The sequence below is a fragment of the Bradyrhizobium canariense genome (assembly GCF_019402665.1).
GTDB lineage: Bacteria > Pseudomonadota > Alphaproteobacteria > Rhizobiales > Xanthobacteraceae > Bradyrhizobium > Bradyrhizobium canariense.
On record NZ_VSST01000059.1, the window covers coordinates 47,952 to 63,457 of the forward strand.

Annotated in this window: 18 protein-coding genes; 9 read left to right on the forward strand and 9 right to left on the reverse strand. The window is 63.1% G+C overall.

The features are described from left to right. Nucleotides 1–45: 45 nt before the first annotated feature. Nucleotides 46–411 carry a VanZ family protein gene (locus tag FXB41_RS29300; RefSeq protein ID WP_219684233.1) on the forward strand — a complete coding sequence of 122 codons (366 nt, stop codon included), beginning with the start codon at nt 46–48 and terminating at the stop codon, nt 409–411. 43 nt (nt 412–454) lie between these two features. Here the strand turns inward: FXB41_RS29300 and FXB41_RS29305 are convergent, their stop codons facing one another. Further along, nucleotides 455–901, reverse strand: coding sequence for a CHRD domain-containing protein (locus FXB41_RS29305; protein WP_376707519.1), 447 nt, complete (start codon nt 899–901; stop codon nt 455–457). Nucleotides 902–1,047: 146 nt separating this feature from the next. Then, nucleotides 1,048–1,332: a hypothetical protein gene (locus FXB41_RS29310; RefSeq protein ID WP_007595543.1), complete on the reverse strand. Its 285-nt coding sequence runs from the start codon at nt 1,330–1,332 to the stop codon at nt 1,048–1,050. A 167-nt stretch (nt 1,333–1,499) separates the two neighbouring features. On the opposite strand from FXB41_RS29310, the gene FXB41_RS29315 reads away from it, so the two are divergent. Together FXB41_RS29315 and galE are read left to right on the forward strand one after the other, a co-directional pair. Continuing rightward, entirely contained in the window at nt 1,500–1,721 is a 222-nt protein-coding gene (locus FXB41_RS29315) for a hypothetical protein (protein ID WP_246649323.1), read from the forward strand. Nucleotides 1,722–1,727: 6 nt separating this feature from the next. Beyond that, on the forward strand, nt 1,728–2,720 hold the full coding sequence (galE, locus tag FXB41_RS29320; RefSeq protein WP_219684236.1) for a UDP-glucose 4-epimerase GalE: 993 nt from the start codon (nt 1,728–1,730) through the stop codon (nt 2,718–2,720). 40 nt (nt 2,721–2,760) lie between these two features. On the opposite strand, the gene FXB41_RS29325 is transcribed toward galE, so the two are convergent. Further along, the gene (locus FXB41_RS29325) at nt 2,761–3,219 is read right to left on the reverse strand and encodes a hypothetical protein (protein WP_007595548.1); all 459 of its coding nucleotides are present in this window, start codon (nt 3,217–3,219) and stop codon (nt 2,761–2,763) included. A gap of 300 nt (nt 3,220–3,519) precedes the next feature. On the opposite strand from FXB41_RS29325, the gene FXB41_RS41575 reads away from it, so the two are divergent. From FXB41_RS41575 to FXB41_RS29340, 3 genes are all read left to right on the forward strand, one after another. Further along, nucleotides 3,520–3,645: a hypothetical protein gene (locus FXB41_RS41575; protein ID WP_256375805.1), complete on the forward strand. Its 126-nt coding sequence runs from the start codon at nt 3,520–3,522 to the stop codon at nt 3,643–3,645. A 155-nt stretch (nt 3,646–3,800) separates the two neighbouring features. After that, nucleotides 3,801–4,472, forward strand: a complete 672-nt coding sequence (locus tag FXB41_RS29335; RefSeq protein WP_007595550.1) for a hypothetical protein — start codon at nt 3,801–3,803, stop codon at nt 4,470–4,472. Between the two features lie 18 nt (nt 4,473–4,490). Beyond that, on the forward strand, nt 4,491–6,641 hold the full coding sequence (locus tag FXB41_RS29340; RefSeq protein WP_219684238.1) for an adenylate/guanylate cyclase domain-containing protein: 2,151 nt from the start codon (nt 4,491–4,493) through the stop codon (nt 6,639–6,641). Between the two features lie 34 nt (nt 6,642–6,675). Here FXB41_RS29340 and pobA read toward each other — a convergent pair whose 3' ends face one another. Continuing rightward, a complete protein-coding gene (pobA, locus tag FXB41_RS29345; protein WP_007595554.1) occupies nt 6,676–7,848 on the reverse strand; it encodes a 4-hydroxybenzoate 3-monooxygenase in 1,173 nt (390 codons plus the stop codon). 48 nt (nt 7,849–7,896) lie between these two features. Between pobA and FXB41_RS29350 the strand changes: the two genes are divergently transcribed. Beyond that, nucleotides 7,897–8,802, forward strand: a complete 906-nt coding sequence (locus FXB41_RS29350) for a helix-turn-helix domain-containing protein (protein WP_007595556.1) — start codon at nt 7,897–7,899, stop codon at nt 8,800–8,802. Between the two features lie 361 nt (nt 8,803–9,163). After that, the gene (locus tag FXB41_RS29355; protein ID WP_007595558.1) at nt 9,164–9,775 is read left to right on the forward strand and encodes a LabA-like NYN domain-containing protein; all 612 of its coding nucleotides are present in this window, start codon (nt 9,164–9,166) and stop codon (nt 9,773–9,775) included. 18 nt (nt 9,776–9,793) lie between these two features. Here FXB41_RS29355 and pcaG read toward each other — a convergent pair whose 3' ends face one another. Together pcaG and pcaH are read right to left on the reverse strand one after the other, a co-directional pair. Continuing rightward, nucleotides 9,794–10,420: a protocatechuate 3,4-dioxygenase subunit alpha gene (gene pcaG / locus FXB41_RS29360; protein ID WP_219684240.1), complete on the reverse strand. Its 627-nt coding sequence runs from the start codon at nt 10,418–10,420 to the stop codon at nt 9,794–9,796. Between the two features lie 4 nt (nt 10,421–10,424). Continuing rightward, nucleotides 10,425–11,213 (reverse strand): protocatechuate 3,4-dioxygenase subunit beta, encoded by a 789-nt coding sequence (gene pcaH / locus FXB41_RS29365; protein WP_219684242.1) that lies wholly within the window; start codon nt 11,211–11,213, stop codon nt 10,425–10,427. A gap of 93 nt (nt 11,214–11,306) precedes the next feature. On the opposite strand from pcaH, the gene FXB41_RS29370 reads away from it, so the two are divergent. Continuing rightward, a complete protein-coding gene (locus tag FXB41_RS29370) occupies nt 11,307–12,236 on the forward strand; it encodes a LysR family transcriptional regulator (RefSeq protein WP_219684244.1) in 930 nt (309 codons plus the stop codon). Nucleotides 12,237–12,624: 388 nt separating this feature from the next. Here FXB41_RS29370 and FXB41_RS29375 read toward each other — a convergent pair whose 3' ends face one another. From FXB41_RS29375 to FXB41_RS29385, 3 genes are all read right to left on the reverse strand, one after another. Beyond that, complete coding sequence (locus FXB41_RS29375; protein WP_219684246.1) at nt 12,625–12,963, reverse strand: immunity 53 family protein; 339 nt, start codon at nt 12,961–12,963, stop codon at nt 12,625–12,627. 120 nt (nt 12,964–13,083) lie between these two features. Next, nucleotides 13,084–14,730, reverse strand: a complete 1,647-nt coding sequence (locus FXB41_RS29380) for a GMC family oxidoreductase (protein ID WP_219684247.1) — start codon at nt 14,728–14,730, stop codon at nt 13,084–13,086. A 16-nt stretch (nt 14,731–14,746) separates the two neighbouring features. Continuing rightward, entirely contained in the window at nt 14,747–15,340 is a 594-nt protein-coding gene (locus tag FXB41_RS29385; protein WP_219684248.1) for a GNAT family N-acetyltransferase, read from the reverse strand. Nucleotides 15,341–15,506 lie beyond the last annotated feature (166 nt).

The window sequence follows — 15,506 nt, forward strand, 5'->3', positions numbered from 1 at the left end:
TCATCTTTCAACGCGGCCTGGCTCCGGTCCGGCTATGGTCGTCCAATGCGCCGCAACCACCTTATCGCAGCCGCAGGAATCTGCTTCGCGCTCATCGTCTATGCCACGCTTGCGAGACTGGCGGGAAGACCCGTGCTTATCGGTCATCACGAGGCTTATTGGGTCGTCGTGATCGAGCGCTTCAGCGCCTACGGGTTGCTGGGATTTCTTTTGTCCTTCCTGTTGCCCGGTCGGCTCACTCTCGCCTGCTCGCTTGTCGTGGCGGTCGCAATGGGGCTCGAAATCCTGCAAGCAATGACGCCCGATCGTGACCCGGGTTTCCTGGACGTGCTGCAAAAAGCAGCAGGCGGGACCGTCGGGGTCCTCCTCGCTCAAACAATCCTGGCCTTCTTACCGAGACCGCCCTCCTGAGCAGATGCATGGCCTGCACGTCTGCATCGGGAAGTTACCGTCCTTATTTTATCATTTGTCCGCGTAGTTCACCGCCCGGGTTCGCGGCCGTATGAATGTTCGCGTACCATTTCCCGGCCAGCAGATCCGCAGCCTGAGCTTCCGTGAGTGTTGCGCTCCCCTGAATCGGACTTTGCACCGTCTTGAACGGCAGCACGATGCCGGCGTTCTTGCCGGGCTCCACGGGGCCATGGAAATGTGCCCCCATGACTGGCCCGGTCAAGCCGGAAAAGCTGACCGTATAGGTGAGGGTCTTCGCCTCGGTATCGTAGGTCGCCTCGGCCTTGCCTGTTCCAGGCGAGTTGTTCGGAGGCACTTCATTGCTGCCTTTTAAATCGGCCTGCAACTTCACAAGCTCTGCGTTTGCCGTTGCGGTTGTCATGATGATCAGCCCGCCCAGCATCGCCGCTCCCAACAGTGTCGCGTAGCCTCGATCGCTGTCGTTCCTCATGGCATCCTCCTGCAGGCTCTGCGGCCCGCTGCGGTTAACCCGGCCTGCAATGGAAAATCCGGATGGAGATTTATGCCTGATTCGGAACAAGCATCGCGAGAATCTCGGCTCCTCGTGCCCGGAGCGTGATCGATTGCATGCGGGGGCTAAGCCGACCGGCGCCGGCCCTGGAACTGGTTCGGCGACAGGAGTTCTGCCATCTGGCGATGGGTGGCCTGGAGCGCCTCGATGGCGCCGTCCAGATCAAAACCGGCGTCCCGGACAGATGCGAAAAATTTAGCCGTCAGCGCCAGATCGAGCTTAACGCGGGTTGCGCCATCGCGGCTTTTGCGGCGGTCAAGTGACAAATGGATGGCCCGCATTCTGGCCTCGGCAGGCGTGCAGCCACTAAGCCCGGCGAGTTCGTCATAAGTCATCCAGATCTGTGCCATGTTTCCGTCACTCCTTTACTCGGCATCAGCTTATTTTTCGTGCTTAAAGCTTCGGTTGCCGCGATGCGCGCGCCGACCGTTTCGCAGCGATAGGGTCAATGCGAGCTAAACGAAGAAGGACAATCGTGGCGAGCCCCCGGTGGGTTGCATACGGCGAAGATCAATCTATGCTCACCAGATCGATCAACTGTCGAACTGAGGCAATCGCATTGGGACAGGTCACTTCGGAAACCCTCTCCTTGAATGATGTCGTGTCCCGTGGCGCCACGCGGCGTGTCCCCGCCTTCGGCAAGCGTTTCGAATGGTTGACGCTTGCGGTGCTCGTGCTGTGTGCCGATTTGGTGCTGGCCGCGGACGCATCGATGATCGTTGATTTCACCTCGAGGTAAGCAGACATGACCGACCGACCGACTGTCCTCGTTACAGGAGGCGCGGGCTATATCGGCTCGCATGCCTGCCGCGCCCTGACCGCGGCCGGCTATCAGCCCGTCGTTTATGACAATCTGTCGACAGGTCATCGCGGCTTCGTCGCCGGCCCGCTGGTAACAGGCGATCTGCTCGACGGCGCCACGCTGGCGCGCGCCTTCGCCGAGCACAACATCACGGCTGTCATGCATTTCGCGGCGGCGAGCCTCGTCGGCGAGTCCATGACCGACCCGCAAAAGTACTACATCAACAATGTGCAGGGCACGCTGTCGCTATTGCAGGCGATGCGCAATGCGGGCTGCCATCGTATCGTGTTCTCCTCGACCGGCGCCGTCTACGGCAATGCCGATTCCAAGGAACTGCCGGAAGACTTCCCCTGCGCGCCGATCAACCCCTATGGCGCATCGAAGTGGATGATCGAGCGCATGCTCGCCGATTACCGCGCCGCTTACGGCTTCGGCGCGTTCTGCCTGCGCTATTTCAACGCCAGCGGCGCCGATCCTGCCGGCGGCATCGGCGAATTGCGTGACAATGAAACCCATCTCATTCCGCGCGCCATGATGGCATTACAGGGCCATGTCGATTTTGCCGTGTTCGGCGAGGACTACGACACGCCCGATGGCACCGCGATCCGCGATTACATCCATGTCACCGACCTCGCCGCGGCGCATGTTGCGGCGCTGAAGCTGCTGGAACAAGGGCATGCCGGCGGGAGCTTCAATCTGGGCACCGGCTCCGGCTTTTCGGTGCGGGAAATTCTGACTGCCATCAGGCAGGAGACCGGGCGCGAGGTGCCCCACACCGTCAAACCGCGCCGCGCCGGCGATCCCACCTATCTGGTCGCCGATCCCTCCGCAGCGCGAAAAATGCTGAATTTCGTGCCGCGACATTCGGATCTGCCGACCGTGATCCGCACCGCCTGGGCCTGGCACCAGAGGGCTCATCCGCTTAAGCAGCCCTGACGACATCGTCGAAGTCGATCAGGCGGGATGAGACGTGGCCTTATGGTCTATTCCGTTCTGAGCCGAGCGATCCCGGCGCAAACGGATGGCGCGATCGCGAGCGGCCGTCGAGCCCCTTGGGCAGCTTGTCTGCGTTGAGCTTCACGACCGCACCTCTGGCCTCAACGGCGGGCACCTCGTCCTGGCTGTAGATCAGCGTCGCCTCGAAGGTCACATCGGGCGCCTGCTCGGCCGTTCCGGAACAAGTCGCCATCGCGCCGCTGCACACGCCCGAGAGCTTGACCTCGACTTCGTCGAGCCCGAACACGGTCGGCGGCCCCTCGGCATGTCGCCGCGTGGTCAGAACCGCCGTGAAGCGCTGCTCGTCGATTCGGTAAGAGCCGCCATACGTGAAGAAGCTGTCGCTGCCGGAGATTCGTCCCTCCGCCAGATGCACGACGCCCGTGCCCTGACCGCGCGGGGTCCTGAACCAGGCCGCATATTTGCCGTCTCTCAGCATGAAAATATCCACCGTAAAACCCAAACGTATTTGCAACCAACTCTGGGGCGCGACAATGACCCGCGCGGGGAGCATTCCGCCACGGTTAACGCCCTGCAAAGCGAGCCAGTCAAATTGCTGCCGACGCGCAGCGACGCGGGCGGGCGCACGCTCCCCCGTGCAGCGGGCAAGAAAGATGGAGCTCGCTGCATACCGCGCTAAAAACGATCGGCGTGCCGACCTCGTTTGGCAGCACGCATATAACCGCTATCAACTCCAGCCAGCTCGTGACAGCTAGCCTTCCTGTCGCGCTGGGAGGAAGTGGTCGAGATCGCCGACGGTCAGCAGGCGACGCCGTATCAGAAGACCGAGGCCACGCTCGCGCCCATTATTGATATAGAGAGTGCAGCGGAGGGCTACCCGGTCGAGGCCGTCCCAGCCGAATGAAATTATCCATCCGGTCGCCGGTTTGAACCTCTTCCTGATAGAGTGCACCAATAGCTGAGAGTGATTCCGGTCACACTTACCTGGGCGTTTCGCTGCTAAGCATCGGGCCTGGACGGGGACCGGGCAAGTATCGGTCGAATTGGATGAGAATTCCCATGAAAAGCCTGATCGGCGCTGTTGTCGGCGCGTGCTGTCTTGCTGCCCCCGCTTTGGCGGAGACCCCGGCCGCCATCGTCGAGGAGGTGCAAGGCAAGGTCGACGGTGTCGCGTTCATGGATTATGTGGCGCCGGGCAAGATCATCAAGCTGGGGCCCAAGGCAACCATTACGCTCAGCTATCTCAAATCGTGCCAGCGCGAGACCATCAGCGAAGGCGTCGTCATGGTCGGCACCGAGCAGAGCACCGTGCAACTCGGCGAGGTCAAGCGTGAAAAGGTGCCCTGCGATACCAACGCGGCAAAACTATCGGAGCGCGAGGCGAACCAGAGTGCCGCGACGACCTTCCGCACCATGCGGTCGGACGCCAAGGGCAACGCTCCGGCCAAGCTGCCGACGCTCTACGGCGTCGCGCCGTTGGTGCAGGCCAAGAGCGGCAGCACCCTGGTGATCGAACGTACCGATGGCAAGGAGCCCACGATCAGCGTTCCCCTCAAGAGCGAGACGATGGTCGGAGGCAAGTTCTATGACTTCGCCAAGGCCGGGAAGTCGCTGACGCCGGGCGGCAGCTATCTCGCCATCCTCGGCACCAAGCGTTACGCCTTCCAGGTCGATCCCAGCGCCACGTCGTCGCCAACGCCGATCGTCGGGCGCCTGCTGCGGCTCGAATAGGCAGCTAGCGGCGGGGCGATGCGGCGGATCGGCAGACGGGACATCGTTGCAGCGATCCTGATTGCGCTTCTTGCAGGCGCCGTCGTGACGTCTCCACCGTTGCAGACGCTGCAGGGCCTGTCGCTCGATATCCTCACGGCACTGCGCGGCAAGTTCGTCGGCGACCAACGCGATCCCGCGACATCCCCGGTCGTCGTCGTGGCCATCGACGGCGAGACCTACGACACTCCGCCGTTCAAGGGATCGCCAACGCAGACCTGGACGCGCGAGATCGGCCGGGTTCTCGGCAGCATCGACGACGGCGGCGCCCGGGCGATCGGCTTCGACGTCATCTTCCCGAGCTCGATCGAGCAGTCTGAGATTCCCTTCGGCGACGCGTCGCTGGGCACGCGACTCAAGGGATTCGATCGGGACTATCTCATCGCCCTGCGGAAGCTTTCCGACAGCGGCAAGCTGGTGCTCGGCGAGATCCTGAGCAACGACCATCAGGAAAGGCCCGACCGCGCGCAGCAATTGGTGGTGAGAAACAATATCCGCGCCCTCAACGTCCATACCGACACCGACGACGTGATCCGGCGGATGCCGCTGAGCTTCTCGATCGACGGCAAGCCGGTCCCCGCGATGGCGGTCGAGCTCGCCGCGCGCGCGCTCGCTGTAAAGCCCGAGATTGCACCGTCCGGAGCGACCGAATTGTCCGGTTATGCAATTCCGAGTGCGGTACCGAATACACTGGCGCTCAATTTTCGAGGACTGGGCCGCGACATTCCGACTTTCTCCTTCGCCGATCTGCGAGCCTGCGTCGAAAAAGGCGACCGCGATTTCTTCCGTCGCGCCTTCGGCGGCAAAGTCGTGCTGCTCGGCACCGCCCTGAATTTCGATGATCGCAAGCTCACCTCGATGCGACTGTCCGGCGGATATGACGGAACGCCGGGTCCACGATGCGCCCAGCCTGCCCCGGCGAGCACCGTACAAAAGGCCCGCAGCGACATCGCCGGTGTCTTCGTTCATGCCAACGCGGTGCGAAATCTGATCGAACGCGATGCGGTGACCGAGCTCGGCTTTCCACTGCGGAGCATTCTCACCATCGTGTTCGCAGCGATCGTGGCCTGCGCGGCCTGCGTGCTCGCACCGGGTGCCGCACTGATCGCCTGGTTTGGCCTCACCGCCGTATACGCCGCTGTGGCCGTCGGTGCATTCGTCCATGCCTTGGCGCTGCCGCTGACCGAGCCGGCACTCGCAAGCCTTGCCGCACTCGCGATGATGATCGGCTACCGTTTCGTGCTGGCCGATCGTGACGAGCGTTTCCTGCGCAAGAGCTTTGCGTTCTATCTCGCCCCCGAAGTGATCGAGACGATGGTGGCCTCCGGCAAGATGCCGGCGCTCGGCGGCGAAATGCGCAACGTCACGATGTTCTTCTCCGACCTGAGCGGCTTCTCCTCCATCGCCGAGACGATGACGCCGGGCGAACTGGTGACGCTGATGAACGAATATCTGTCGGCCATGACCGACATCATCGAGAGCCATGGCGGCTATGTCGACAAATATATCGGCGATTCCATCGTCGCCATGTTCGGTGCGCCCGCCGACGATCCCGCGCATGCGCGCCACGCCGTCCATGCCGCGCTGAAATGTCACGCAAAGCTGGCGGAGCTTAATGCCGCCAGCGCCGCTTTCGCCGGCCGCGGCCTGTCGCACCGCATCGGGCTCAACAGCGGCGAGGCCGTGGTCGGCAATATCGGCTCCCGCCGCCGCTTCAACTACACCGTGATGAGCGACACCGTGAACGTCGCCTCGCGGCTCGAAGGCGCCAACAAATATTATGGCACCTCCATCATGGCCTCAGAAACGACTGTCGCGCAGACAGGCAATACTTTCACCTGGCGCGAGCTCGACGCCATCAAAGTGATAGGACGCGGCGAGGCGATCAAAGTGTTCGAGCCCCTCGCGGAGAAGGGCACGGAGAGTGCCGGGCAGGCGAAGATTGCCGCCGCGTATGCGGAAGGGCTGGCGTGCTGGCGGGCAAGGGAGTTTGCGAAGGCGGCTGATGCGTTCGGGCGAACGGCGGAAATGGATCCGGCGTCAGCGCTTTTTGACAAGCGCGCGACTGCGCTCGCTACAAATCCACCGGGGTCGGATTGGACTCCGGTGAACATCCTAGAAGGAAAGTAGCGCAGCGTCGCACCGCTTTCGGGTTCACTCCACGCTAGAACGGCAACCCCACATAATTCTCCGCCAGCAGACGCTGCGCCGTCTCGGACGACAGCAGATACTCCAGCTCCGTCTGCTGAAGCCTGTTTTCATACTCGGAACGGTCGGGGAAGCGATGCAGCAGCATCGTCATCCACCACGAGAAGCGTTGCGCCTTCCAGATCCGCGCCAGTGCGTTGGCGGAATAGCCCTGAAGCCCGGAATCATCGTCGTTCTGATAGTGCGCGAGCATGGCGTGGTAGAGATAATAGATGTCGGAGGCAGCGCTGTTCAGCCCGCGCGCGCCCGTCGGCGGCACGATGTGGGCGGCATCGCCGGCGAGAAACAGGCGGCCGTAGCTCATCGGCTCGGCGACGAAGCTGCGCAACGGCGCGATGCTCTTTTCGATGGACGGTCCCGTGATCAGGCGGCCGCCGACCTCGTCCGGCAGACGACGCTTCAGCTCGGCCCAGAACGCATCGTCGCTCCAGTCCTCCACCTTGTCGGTGAGCGGCACCTGGACGTAGTAGCGGCTCAGCACTTGCGACCGCAAGGAACACAACGCGAAGCCGCGCTCATGCTTCACATAGATCAGCTCCGGCGACACCGGTTTCGTACGCGACAGCACGCCGAGCCAGCCGAACGGATAGATCTTCTCGTATTCCCGCAGCACGTCCTTCGGGATCGACTTGCGACTGACGCCGTGAAAGCCGTCGGCGCCGACGATATAATCGCAATCGACTCGGACGGTCTCGCCATTCGAACGATAGGTCACGTAAGGCCGGTCGGAGGTCAGGTCATGCGGCGTCACGTCCTCGGCATTGTGCACGACGTTGCCGCCGAGGCGGTCGCGCGCCTCGTAGAGGTCGCGCGTCAGCTCGGTCTGGCCGTAGACCAGCACCGAATTGCCGTCGGAATGCTTGTGGAGGTCGATCTGGGAGAGCACCCCATCATGGGCGATCTCGAATCCCTTGTGGATCTCACCCTCGCGGTCCATCCGCTCGCCGCACTGAGCCTCGCGCATCAGCCTGGCGAAGCCGTGTTCGAGCACGCCGGCACGGATCCGGGCAAGCACGTGGTCGCGGCTGGATTTTTCCAGCACGACCGTGTCGATACCCTTGAGGTGCAGGAGCTGGGACAACAGCAGCCCGGACGGCCCGCCGCCGATGATACAGACCTGAACTTTCATTTTTGCGTCCTCCTCGGCACTTTCTTGCAGATTCAGCGCCGCTGACCGATGGAGGCTTTCGTCTTTGTCTTGTACTATTCGAACATGAGACGCGCAGCCCCCGCCCCGGCGATCCGGGTCTACAATTTGTTCGGCGAGTCCGGCGATCTGCCCGATGTCGTGCATTGCGAGACGATTGCCTCGCGCTCGGTGCTGCACGACTGGACGCTGGCCGTGCACCGCCATGCCCGGCTGCACCAGGTGCTGCTGATCGAGCGCGGCGGCGGCGAAGCCACGCTCGACGGGCGCGTGGTGCAGCTGAAGCCGATGCAGATCGTCAACGTGCCTGTCGGCCACGTCCATGGCTTCCGTTTCGTGCCTGATACCCAGGGCTGGGTGCTGACCATCGCCGCGGAAATATTGGACGAAGCGCTGCTCGCCTCTGAAGGCCTGCGAAGTGCCTTGTCGCGCTCGGCCGTGATACGCGGCACGCCGCAGATCCGGACCACCATGAAGCAGATCTTTGCCGAACACGCCGCGCGCGATTTCGGCCGAGCGCATGTGCTGCGTGCACTGTCGGCGGCGATGATCGGGCTGGTGGCCCGCGCGCTCACTGGCGAGAGCGGTGGCAACGGCACGGCTGAAAGCGGACTATTCCGCCGCTTTGAGGCGCTGCTGGAACAGCATCATCTGGAACGCTGGAGCGTCGCGGACTATGCGGGCGCGCTGTCGATCACGCCGACCCATCTCAACCGGGTGACGCGGGCCGCAACTGGCGACACCGCCTCGCACCTGATCCTCAACCGGCTGATCCGCGAGGCGCGGCGCAACCTCGTCTATACCAATTTGCCGGTCTCGACGATCGCCTATGCGCTTGGCTTCGAGGACCCCGCCTATTTCAGCCGGGTCTATGCCGCCGCCACGGGCGTGTCGCCGCGCGCCTTTCGCGCGCAGCTCCACGGCGAGGAAGGCTGACACATCGGCCGATCGATCAGGCGCGCCTGTGGTCGAAGGCCACGCTGGGAACCGCAATGGCCTTTGTTGCCAGCGCTGCCACTTAACCTTCGTATATGGGGCCCTATCCTTTGGATAGGCGCCCTTTACCTCAGTACAATTGAGTAGGGAATGCGCGCGCCTTAGCCTGGCTGCATTCGGCGCCCTGGCGCCGGTGGGCATTGTATCCTCCCTAACCTGGGCGCAAGACGGCCGCCCCTGTCCGGTCGTCTGCGCTGCTTTTTCGGCAAGCCATCGGTGGCTTCAATGTTTTTCCGGCCGACACACCGCCCCCGGCGGTTGGACCGGCCACCTTTCGCGTACAACTGGAGATTTGTGCATAATGTCTTCGATTGAGAAGATCGCACTCTTTATCGATGGCTCCAATCTCCATGCCACCTCCAAGGCGCTCGGCTTCGACATCGACTACAGGCGACTGCTCGGCGAATTCCAAAGCCGAGGTGCGCTGTTGCGGGCCTTCTACTACACGACCGTCGTCGAGGATCAGGAGTATTCGTCAATCCGTCCGTTGATCGATTGGCTCGACTATAACGGATACACCGTCGTCACGAAACTCACGAAGGAATTCGTCGACGCCATCACCGGCCGCCGCAAGGTGAAGGGCAGCATGGATGTCGACCTCGCCGTAAATGCGATGGAGCTCGCCGAGCACGTCGATCAGATCGTGTTGTTCTCGGGCGATGGGAATTTTCGTTCGCTGGTGGAAGCCCTGCAACGCCTCGGTGTCCGCGTGACGGTCGTCTCCACACTCTCCACTCAGCCAGCCATGGTCGCCGACGAGCTGCGCCGACAGGCGGACATATTCATCGATTTGGCAGAACTGCAACCAAAAGTGGGGCGCGATCCGGCCAATCGGCCGGGATCGCGCGAGATGCGTCAGTCACCGCAATTCCGCGCGCGCGTAGCGATCGATCGCGGCGACCAGGTGGAGTGAACCTTCGGGCGGCGGCTCTCACACGTCGAAGAACACCGTCTCTTCGGGCCCCTGCAAATTGATCGTGAAGGCATACACGATCTTGCCAGCGCGTTCGCTGCGCTTTGCGATCAGCGTCGAACGTCGCATCGGCTGTTCGATCAGGCTGAGCACGGGGTCGGCGGCGTTGGCGGCCTCTTCGTCCGAAAAATAGAGGCGCGTGTTGAGACCGATGTTGATACCGCGCGCGACGATCCAGACATTGATGTGCGGCGCGCCTTTGCGGCCGGTCTTGTCGATGATCGCGCCCGGCTTGATGGTCTCGAAGGTGACGAGACCGCTCTCGAAGTCGGAGCCGGCGCGGCCCCAGCCGCGAAATTCCTCGTCAAGCGGGCCGGTCGACCGATCGGCCGGATGGTTGTAGCGGCCGGCCGCGTTCGCCTGCCAGATCTCCAGCAGCACGTCACGCAGCGGCGTGCCGCTGCCGTCGATCACCTTGCCCTCCAGCGTGATGCGTTCGCCTTGCGTGTTCGGCGTCACCAGCACATTGGAGAAGTTCTTCTCGAAAATGTCGAATCCGGCCATGGCCGGGATCAACCCGATATGCACGTAGGGCCCGGCCGTCTGCGAGGCGGTTTCCTTGAGGTAGTTGAGCGGCTGCGGCATGGACCTAGTTCCCTGCGGTGCGATTTTCAAAGTAAGTGGAGCGCCGGCCGCGCAAGACGATGTCGAAGCGGTAGGCGAGCGAGTCGAACGGGGTCGATGCATTGAGGTCGAGCGGCGCGACCAGGCGCTCCAGCGCATCCTTGTCCGGGATCGTCGTCAGGATCGGGCAGACCGGGATCAGGGGATCGCCCTCAAAGTACATCTGGGTGATCAGACGCTGCGCGAAGCCCGAGCCGAACACCGAGAAGTGGATGTGAGCTGGACGCCAGCTGTTGACGTAGTTGCGCCAGGGATAGGGTCCCGGCTTCACCGTGCGGAAATAATAGTAGCCGGTGTCGTCGGTCAGCGCGCGACCGCAACCGCCGAAATTCGGATCGATCGGCGCCAGATACGTGTCCTTCTTGTGCCGGTAGCGGCCGCCGGCATTGGCCTGCCAGAACTCGACCAGCGTGTCCGGCACGCCGCGGCCCGTCTCGTCCAGCACGCGGCCGTGGACGATGATGCGCTCGCCGACGGGATCGCCGTCCTTGGCGTAGTTGCGGATCAAATCATTGTCGAGCGGGCCGAGGTCGTTGTGACCGAATACCGGCCCCGTGATCTCCGAGACCGAGGTCTCAAGCGACAGCAGCGCCTGGCGCGGCGAGCGCAGCACCGAGGATTTGTAGCCTGGCGCGTGCGCCGGCGGATGCATGGAACGGTCGCGCTGGAAGAAGCCACCGTCACCGAGCGGAGGCGTGAACGGCTCGGGGCGGTTGAGGCGGGGATCCCGCAAAGCTGGCGCCTGGGCATGCATCGGCGTTGTCTCTCCCTCTGGCGCCCGTTGGGGCGCACGATTTATCGAGAGATGATGGCGCGAGCTATTCTCAAGATAAATAGATCGATTATAATGAATTCCATGAGAAAAATCGATCATTTGGCGCTCGATGGCCACGCGCTGGAGCTGTTCCTGTCGGTGCTGGAAGAGGGCTCGGTGACGGCGGCCGCAACGCGGCTCGGCCTGACGCAATCCGCGGTCAGCCACGCCCTCAACAAGCTGCGGCGGATCGTCGGCGATCCGCTGTTTGCCAAATCCGGCCGCGGCATTGTGGCCACGGCGCACGCCCAGGCGCTCGCGGCAAAGGCGCGAGCGCTGATCGACGAGATGCGGAGCTTTGCCGGCGGCGTCACGTTCGAGCCGGCGAGCGCGCAGCTTTCGCTGACAATCGCCGCGAACGACTTCCAGCGCGACCTGCTGCTGCCGCGGTTCTTCGATCATGTCGCCGCGCAAGTGAGGAGCCTGAACCTGCGCGTGATCCCCTCGCAGTCGCCGTCGCCAGCGATGCTTCGGGAAAACCGTTGCGACCTGCTGATCACACCGCTGCCGCCGTCCGGCGTCGACATCGTGCAGAAGCGCCTGCTGCAAGACCATTACGTTTGTTACTACGACCCCAAAGCGCGTGCCGCGCCGGCTACGCGCGGCGCCTATCTCGCGGCGCGTCACATCACGGTGGTCTACACTGACAATGAGCGCCTCGACTTCGATCGTCGGCTTGCAGCCAACGGCTTCCACCGCGACATCGCGATCTCCGTGCCGAGCTTCTCCGGCGTGCCGTCCTTCCTGCGTGGCTCGCAAATGCTGGCGAGCATGCCGAGCCTGCTGGCGCCCGGCGTGATGCACGGCTTCGCGCAGGTGCGGATACCGCTGGCCTCGCGCACGCGAACCCTGGCCGAGCTGCCGATGTTCATGGTCTGGCACCAGCGCTATCAGAAAGATCCGGCCCACCGCTGGCTCAGGAACCAGCTCGAGATCATCGCGGCGACGGCCGCGGGCCGCTGAACACCCCGGCTGCGGCGCATAAGCCACACCCAAATCCTGTGTGATTCCGCAAGGAAAACGCCGCCTTGCGCGCGAACCAGCAGTTGCACGAAGAAAATGCGGGCTGAAATCGTAAAATTGAAGCACAGTGCAACCTACGGGTCGTCCTGGCGAAAGCCAGGGCCCATACCGCGTGACCTTTCGATAAGAATCCCCCCGCGGTGACAGACTGGATTGCTTCGCTGCGCGCTGCGCTCGCAATGACGGAGCAAGGGCGAGCATCGCCTTCTCCAACTCGCATTTCAAATCGCATCCTCGCGGCGCATCCGCCCGAGCTATGCTCTCTCCATCACCTCCTTCAAACAAAGAGGGTGCAGGGAAGGCCGGGTACCGGCTTGGACCATCCGGTCTATCTTGCGAGCTTTTCGATCTGCTCCGCCGAGCGCGTTTCAGCCCAGCGCAAGAAGATCGAAATGACTTCGCCGAGCCTGTCAGGAGGACAGGCCCCCGCGAACACATCGTCCTTCACGCGACAATGAAAAAACTTCCGATGATCGCTTGATTGAGGCTCGGCAACTTCTTCGAAAGTCCGGCCGGACAAATATGTATCCCTTAGCTCCACCTTGAAATTCCAGCCGGGATTATCCAACGTCTCGATCGTTATACCGTAGGTATGCTCCCAATCTCCGTTGCATTGAGCCGCATACCAGCGCTCCAGTCGTTCAAGCACGTCGCCTACGTCTTGCATCGGATTTCTGTCCGTTGGATGATCAGCTTGTAGGGTGGGTCAGCGTCAGCGTAGCCCACCTCCTTTGTCTCCGCGTCGAGAGGCGTGGTGGGTTACGCTTCGCTAACCCACCCTACAAGGTCACGCCAGCGCCGCATCCGGCACGCGCGCGGCTTCCATCGGCTGCTTGCCGCGGATGAGGTCTGAGGCGCGGTCGGCGATCATCATGGTGGAGGCATTGAGGTTGGCCGAGATCATGCGCGGCATCACGGAGGCGTCGATGACGCGGAGACCTTGCACCCCGTGAACGCGGAGCTGGTCGTCGACCACCGCCCAGGTCGAATCCGCCGGGCCCATGCGGCAGGTGCAGCCGGGGTGGAAGGTGGTGGTGCCGCGCTCGGTGGCTGCGGCCAGGAATTCGTCGTCAGTGTTGATGTTGGGACCCGGGAAATCCTCGTAGGCGTAATAGGGCGACAGCGGCGCGCTCTTCAAAAGCCTGCGCGCAAGCTTCATGCCGCCGACGATGACGCGGCGGTCGAGCTCGGCGTCGAGATAGTTGGTTTGGATGATCGGCGGCGCGAACGGATCAGACGAGCGGATGCGGACATATCCGCGGCTCTCGGGGCGCTGCTGCCAGGAGGCCACAGTCATGCCGGGCTCGTCCTCGAGCTGGCCCTGCACGCCTTCCTTGTAGCTCGCCGGTGTGAAGGTGAGCTGCAAGTCGGAGCTATCCGCACTCTCGCCGGAGTGCCAGAAGCAATAGACCATGGTCGGCGACAGCGACAGCAGGCCGCCGCGCGTGGTAGCCCATTTCAGCGCTTCGACCCAGAGCGACAGACCACGGCGGAGCTCGTTGATAGTCCTGATGTCTTTGACGCGCGCGACCGTGCGCGGCGCGTAGTGATCTTGCAGGCCCTCGCCGACCGGCAGCGCGTGACGCACGGCGATGCCGTGGGCCTGCAACAGATCCGGTGAGCCGATGCCGGACAACTGCAACAGCTGCGGTGAATTATAGGTGCCGCCGGACAGGATCACTTCCTTGTTGGCGCGGACCTCGACCGGCGTGCCGCCAGAGCCGCCCTTCATGTAGCGCACGCCGACGGCGCGCTTGCCTTCGAAGATGATCTCGGTCGCGTGCGCGTGGGTGTGGACGTGCACGTTCGGCCGCTTCATCGCGGGCTTGAGAAAGGCGGTGGCGCCGGAGACGCGCAAGCCCTTATCGATGGTGCGCTGGCAATACGAGACGCCTTCCTGCTTCGCGCCGTTGTAGTCGGGGTTGCGTGGAATGCCGAGGCTCACCGCGCCTTCCATGAAGGCTTCGCAAAGCGGATCGCGCCAGTTCATGGTGGTAACGGTGAGATTGCCGTCGCGGCCGCGGTAAACGTCCTCGCCCTCGCCGACGCGCTTCTCCAGCCGCCGGAAGTAGGGCAGCACGTCGGCATAGCCCCAGCCGCGATTGCCCATCTGCGCCCAGGTGTCGAAATCCATGCGCTGGCCGCGATTGTAGATATGGCCGTTGATCGAGGACGAACCGCCGAGCGTCTTGCCGCGCGGCGCGTAGATGCTGCGCCCGCCGGTCCAGGGCCCGACCTCCTGCTGGTAGGCCCAGTTGATGCTCTTCATGTGGAAGGTCTTGATGAAGCCAGCCGGCAGATGGATGTAGGGATGCCAGTCGCTCGGGCCCGCCTCGAGCACGCAGACGCTGGTGGCAGGGTCTTCGCTCAGGCGGCTGGTGAGCACGCAACCGGCGGAGCCCGCGCCGACGATCACATAATCAAATCTGTCCATGGTGCCTCGGCCGCCTCTAGCGCGGCTTGTCGTTGAGTTGATAATTCAAATGCGTTCGCACCGTCGGCCATTCGGCCGCGGTGATGCTGTAGACCACAGTATCGCGCAGCGTGCCGTTCGGCGCGACCTGATGGCTGCGCAGGATGCCGTCCTGCTTGGCGCCCAAACGCTCGATGGCGCGGCGGCTCTGGTGATTGAAGAAGTGGGTGCGGAATTCCACCGCGATGCAGTCCAGGGTTTCGAAGGCGTGGGTGAGCAGCAGCAGCTTGCACTGCGTGTTGAGTGGGCCGCGCTGCGCGCTCTTGCCATACCAGGTCGAACCGATCTCCACGCGGCGGTTGGCGGCATCGATGTTCATGTAGGTCGTCATGCCCACGATCTTACCGTTGCTATCGAACACGGTGAAGGGGAGCATCGAGCCCGCGGCCTGAAGACCGAGCCGCCGGTCGATTTCCTTGCCCATGTTGTCCGGCGTCGGAATCGCGGTGTACCAGATGGTGGAGAGCTCGCCATCCTTCACGGCCTCGATCAGCCCCTCGCGGTGCTGATGCGACAGCGGCTCCAGACCGGCATGCTGTCCGCGCAGGGTGATGGGATCAGGCCAGGGCATTGCAGGTCTCTCTCTGTTGTCATTGCGAGCGAAGCGAACCAATCCAGGCTGTCAGCTCCTCATCCTGAGGAGCGCGGCACGCGCGTCTCGAAGGATGAAGGCCCTGCTGGTGGCCTCGCCCTTCGAGACGCGCGCGAAGGGCGCGCTCCTCAGGGTGAGGGTCTGC

Bases quoted from the DNA above. Each gene is read 5' to 3' on its own strand.
- FXB41_RS29380 (WP_219684247.1), bottom strand. From the start codon at position 14,730: ATGGACAGATTTGATTATGTGATCGTCGGCGCGGGCTCCGCCGGTTGC.
- FXB41_RS29300 (WP_219684233.1), top strand. From the start codon at position 46: ATGCGCCGCAACCACCTTATCGCAGCCGCAGGAATCTGCTTCGCGCTC.
- FXB41_RS29375 (WP_219684246.1), bottom strand. From the start codon at position 12,963: ATGCAAGACGTAGGCGACGTGCTTGAACGACTGGAGCGCTGGTATGCG.
- FXB41_RS29335 (WP_007595550.1), top strand. From the start codon at position 3,801: ATGAAAAGCCTGATCGGCGCTGTTGTCGGCGCGTGCTGTCTTGCTGCC.
- FXB41_RS29355 (WP_007595558.1), top strand. From the start codon at position 9,164: ATGTCTTCGATTGAGAAGATCGCACTCTTTATCGATGGCTCCAATCTC.
- pobA (WP_007595554.1), bottom strand. From the start codon at position 7,848: ATGAAAGTTCAGGTCTGTATCATCGGCGGCGGGCCGTCCGGGCTGCTG.
- pcaH (WP_219684242.1), bottom strand. From the start codon at position 11,213: ATGCATGCCCAGGCGCCAGCTTTGCGGGATCCCCGCCTCAACCGCCCC.
- FXB41_RS29310 (WP_007595543.1), bottom strand. From the start codon at position 1,332: ATGGCACAGATCTGGATGACTTATGACGAACTCGCCGGGCTTAGTGGC.
- FXB41_RS29385 (WP_219684248.1), bottom strand. From the start codon at position 15,340: ATGCCCTGGCCTGATCCCATCACCCTGCGCGGACAGCATGCCGGTCTG.
- FXB41_RS29325 (WP_007595548.1), bottom strand. From the start codon at position 3,219: ATGCTGAGAGACGGCAAATATGCGGCCTGGTTCAGGACCCCGCGCGGT.
- galE (WP_219684236.1), top strand. From the start codon at position 1,728: ATGACCGACCGACCGACTGTCCTCGTTACAGGAGGCGCGGGCTATATC.
- FXB41_RS29340 (WP_219684238.1), top strand. From the start codon at position 4,491: ATGCGGCGGATCGGCAGACGGGACATCGTTGCAGCGATCCTGATTGCG.
- FXB41_RS29370 (WP_219684244.1), top strand. From the start codon at position 11,307: ATGAATTCCATGAGAAAAATCGATCATTTGGCGCTCGATGGCCACGCG.
- pcaG (WP_219684240.1), bottom strand. From the start codon at position 10,420: ATGCCGCAGCCGCTCAACTACCTCAAGGAAACCGCCTCGCAGACGGCC.
- FXB41_RS29305 (WP_376707519.1), bottom strand. From the start codon at position 901: ATGAGGAACGACAGCGATCGAGGCTACGCGACACTGTTGGGAGCGGCG.
- FXB41_RS29315 (WP_246649323.1), top strand. From the start codon at position 1,500: ATGCTCACCAGATCGATCAACTGTCGAACTGAGGCAATCGCATTGGGA.
- FXB41_RS29350 (WP_007595556.1), top strand. From the start codon at position 7,897: ATGGAGGCTTTCGTCTTTGTCTTGTACTATTCGAACATGAGACGCGCA.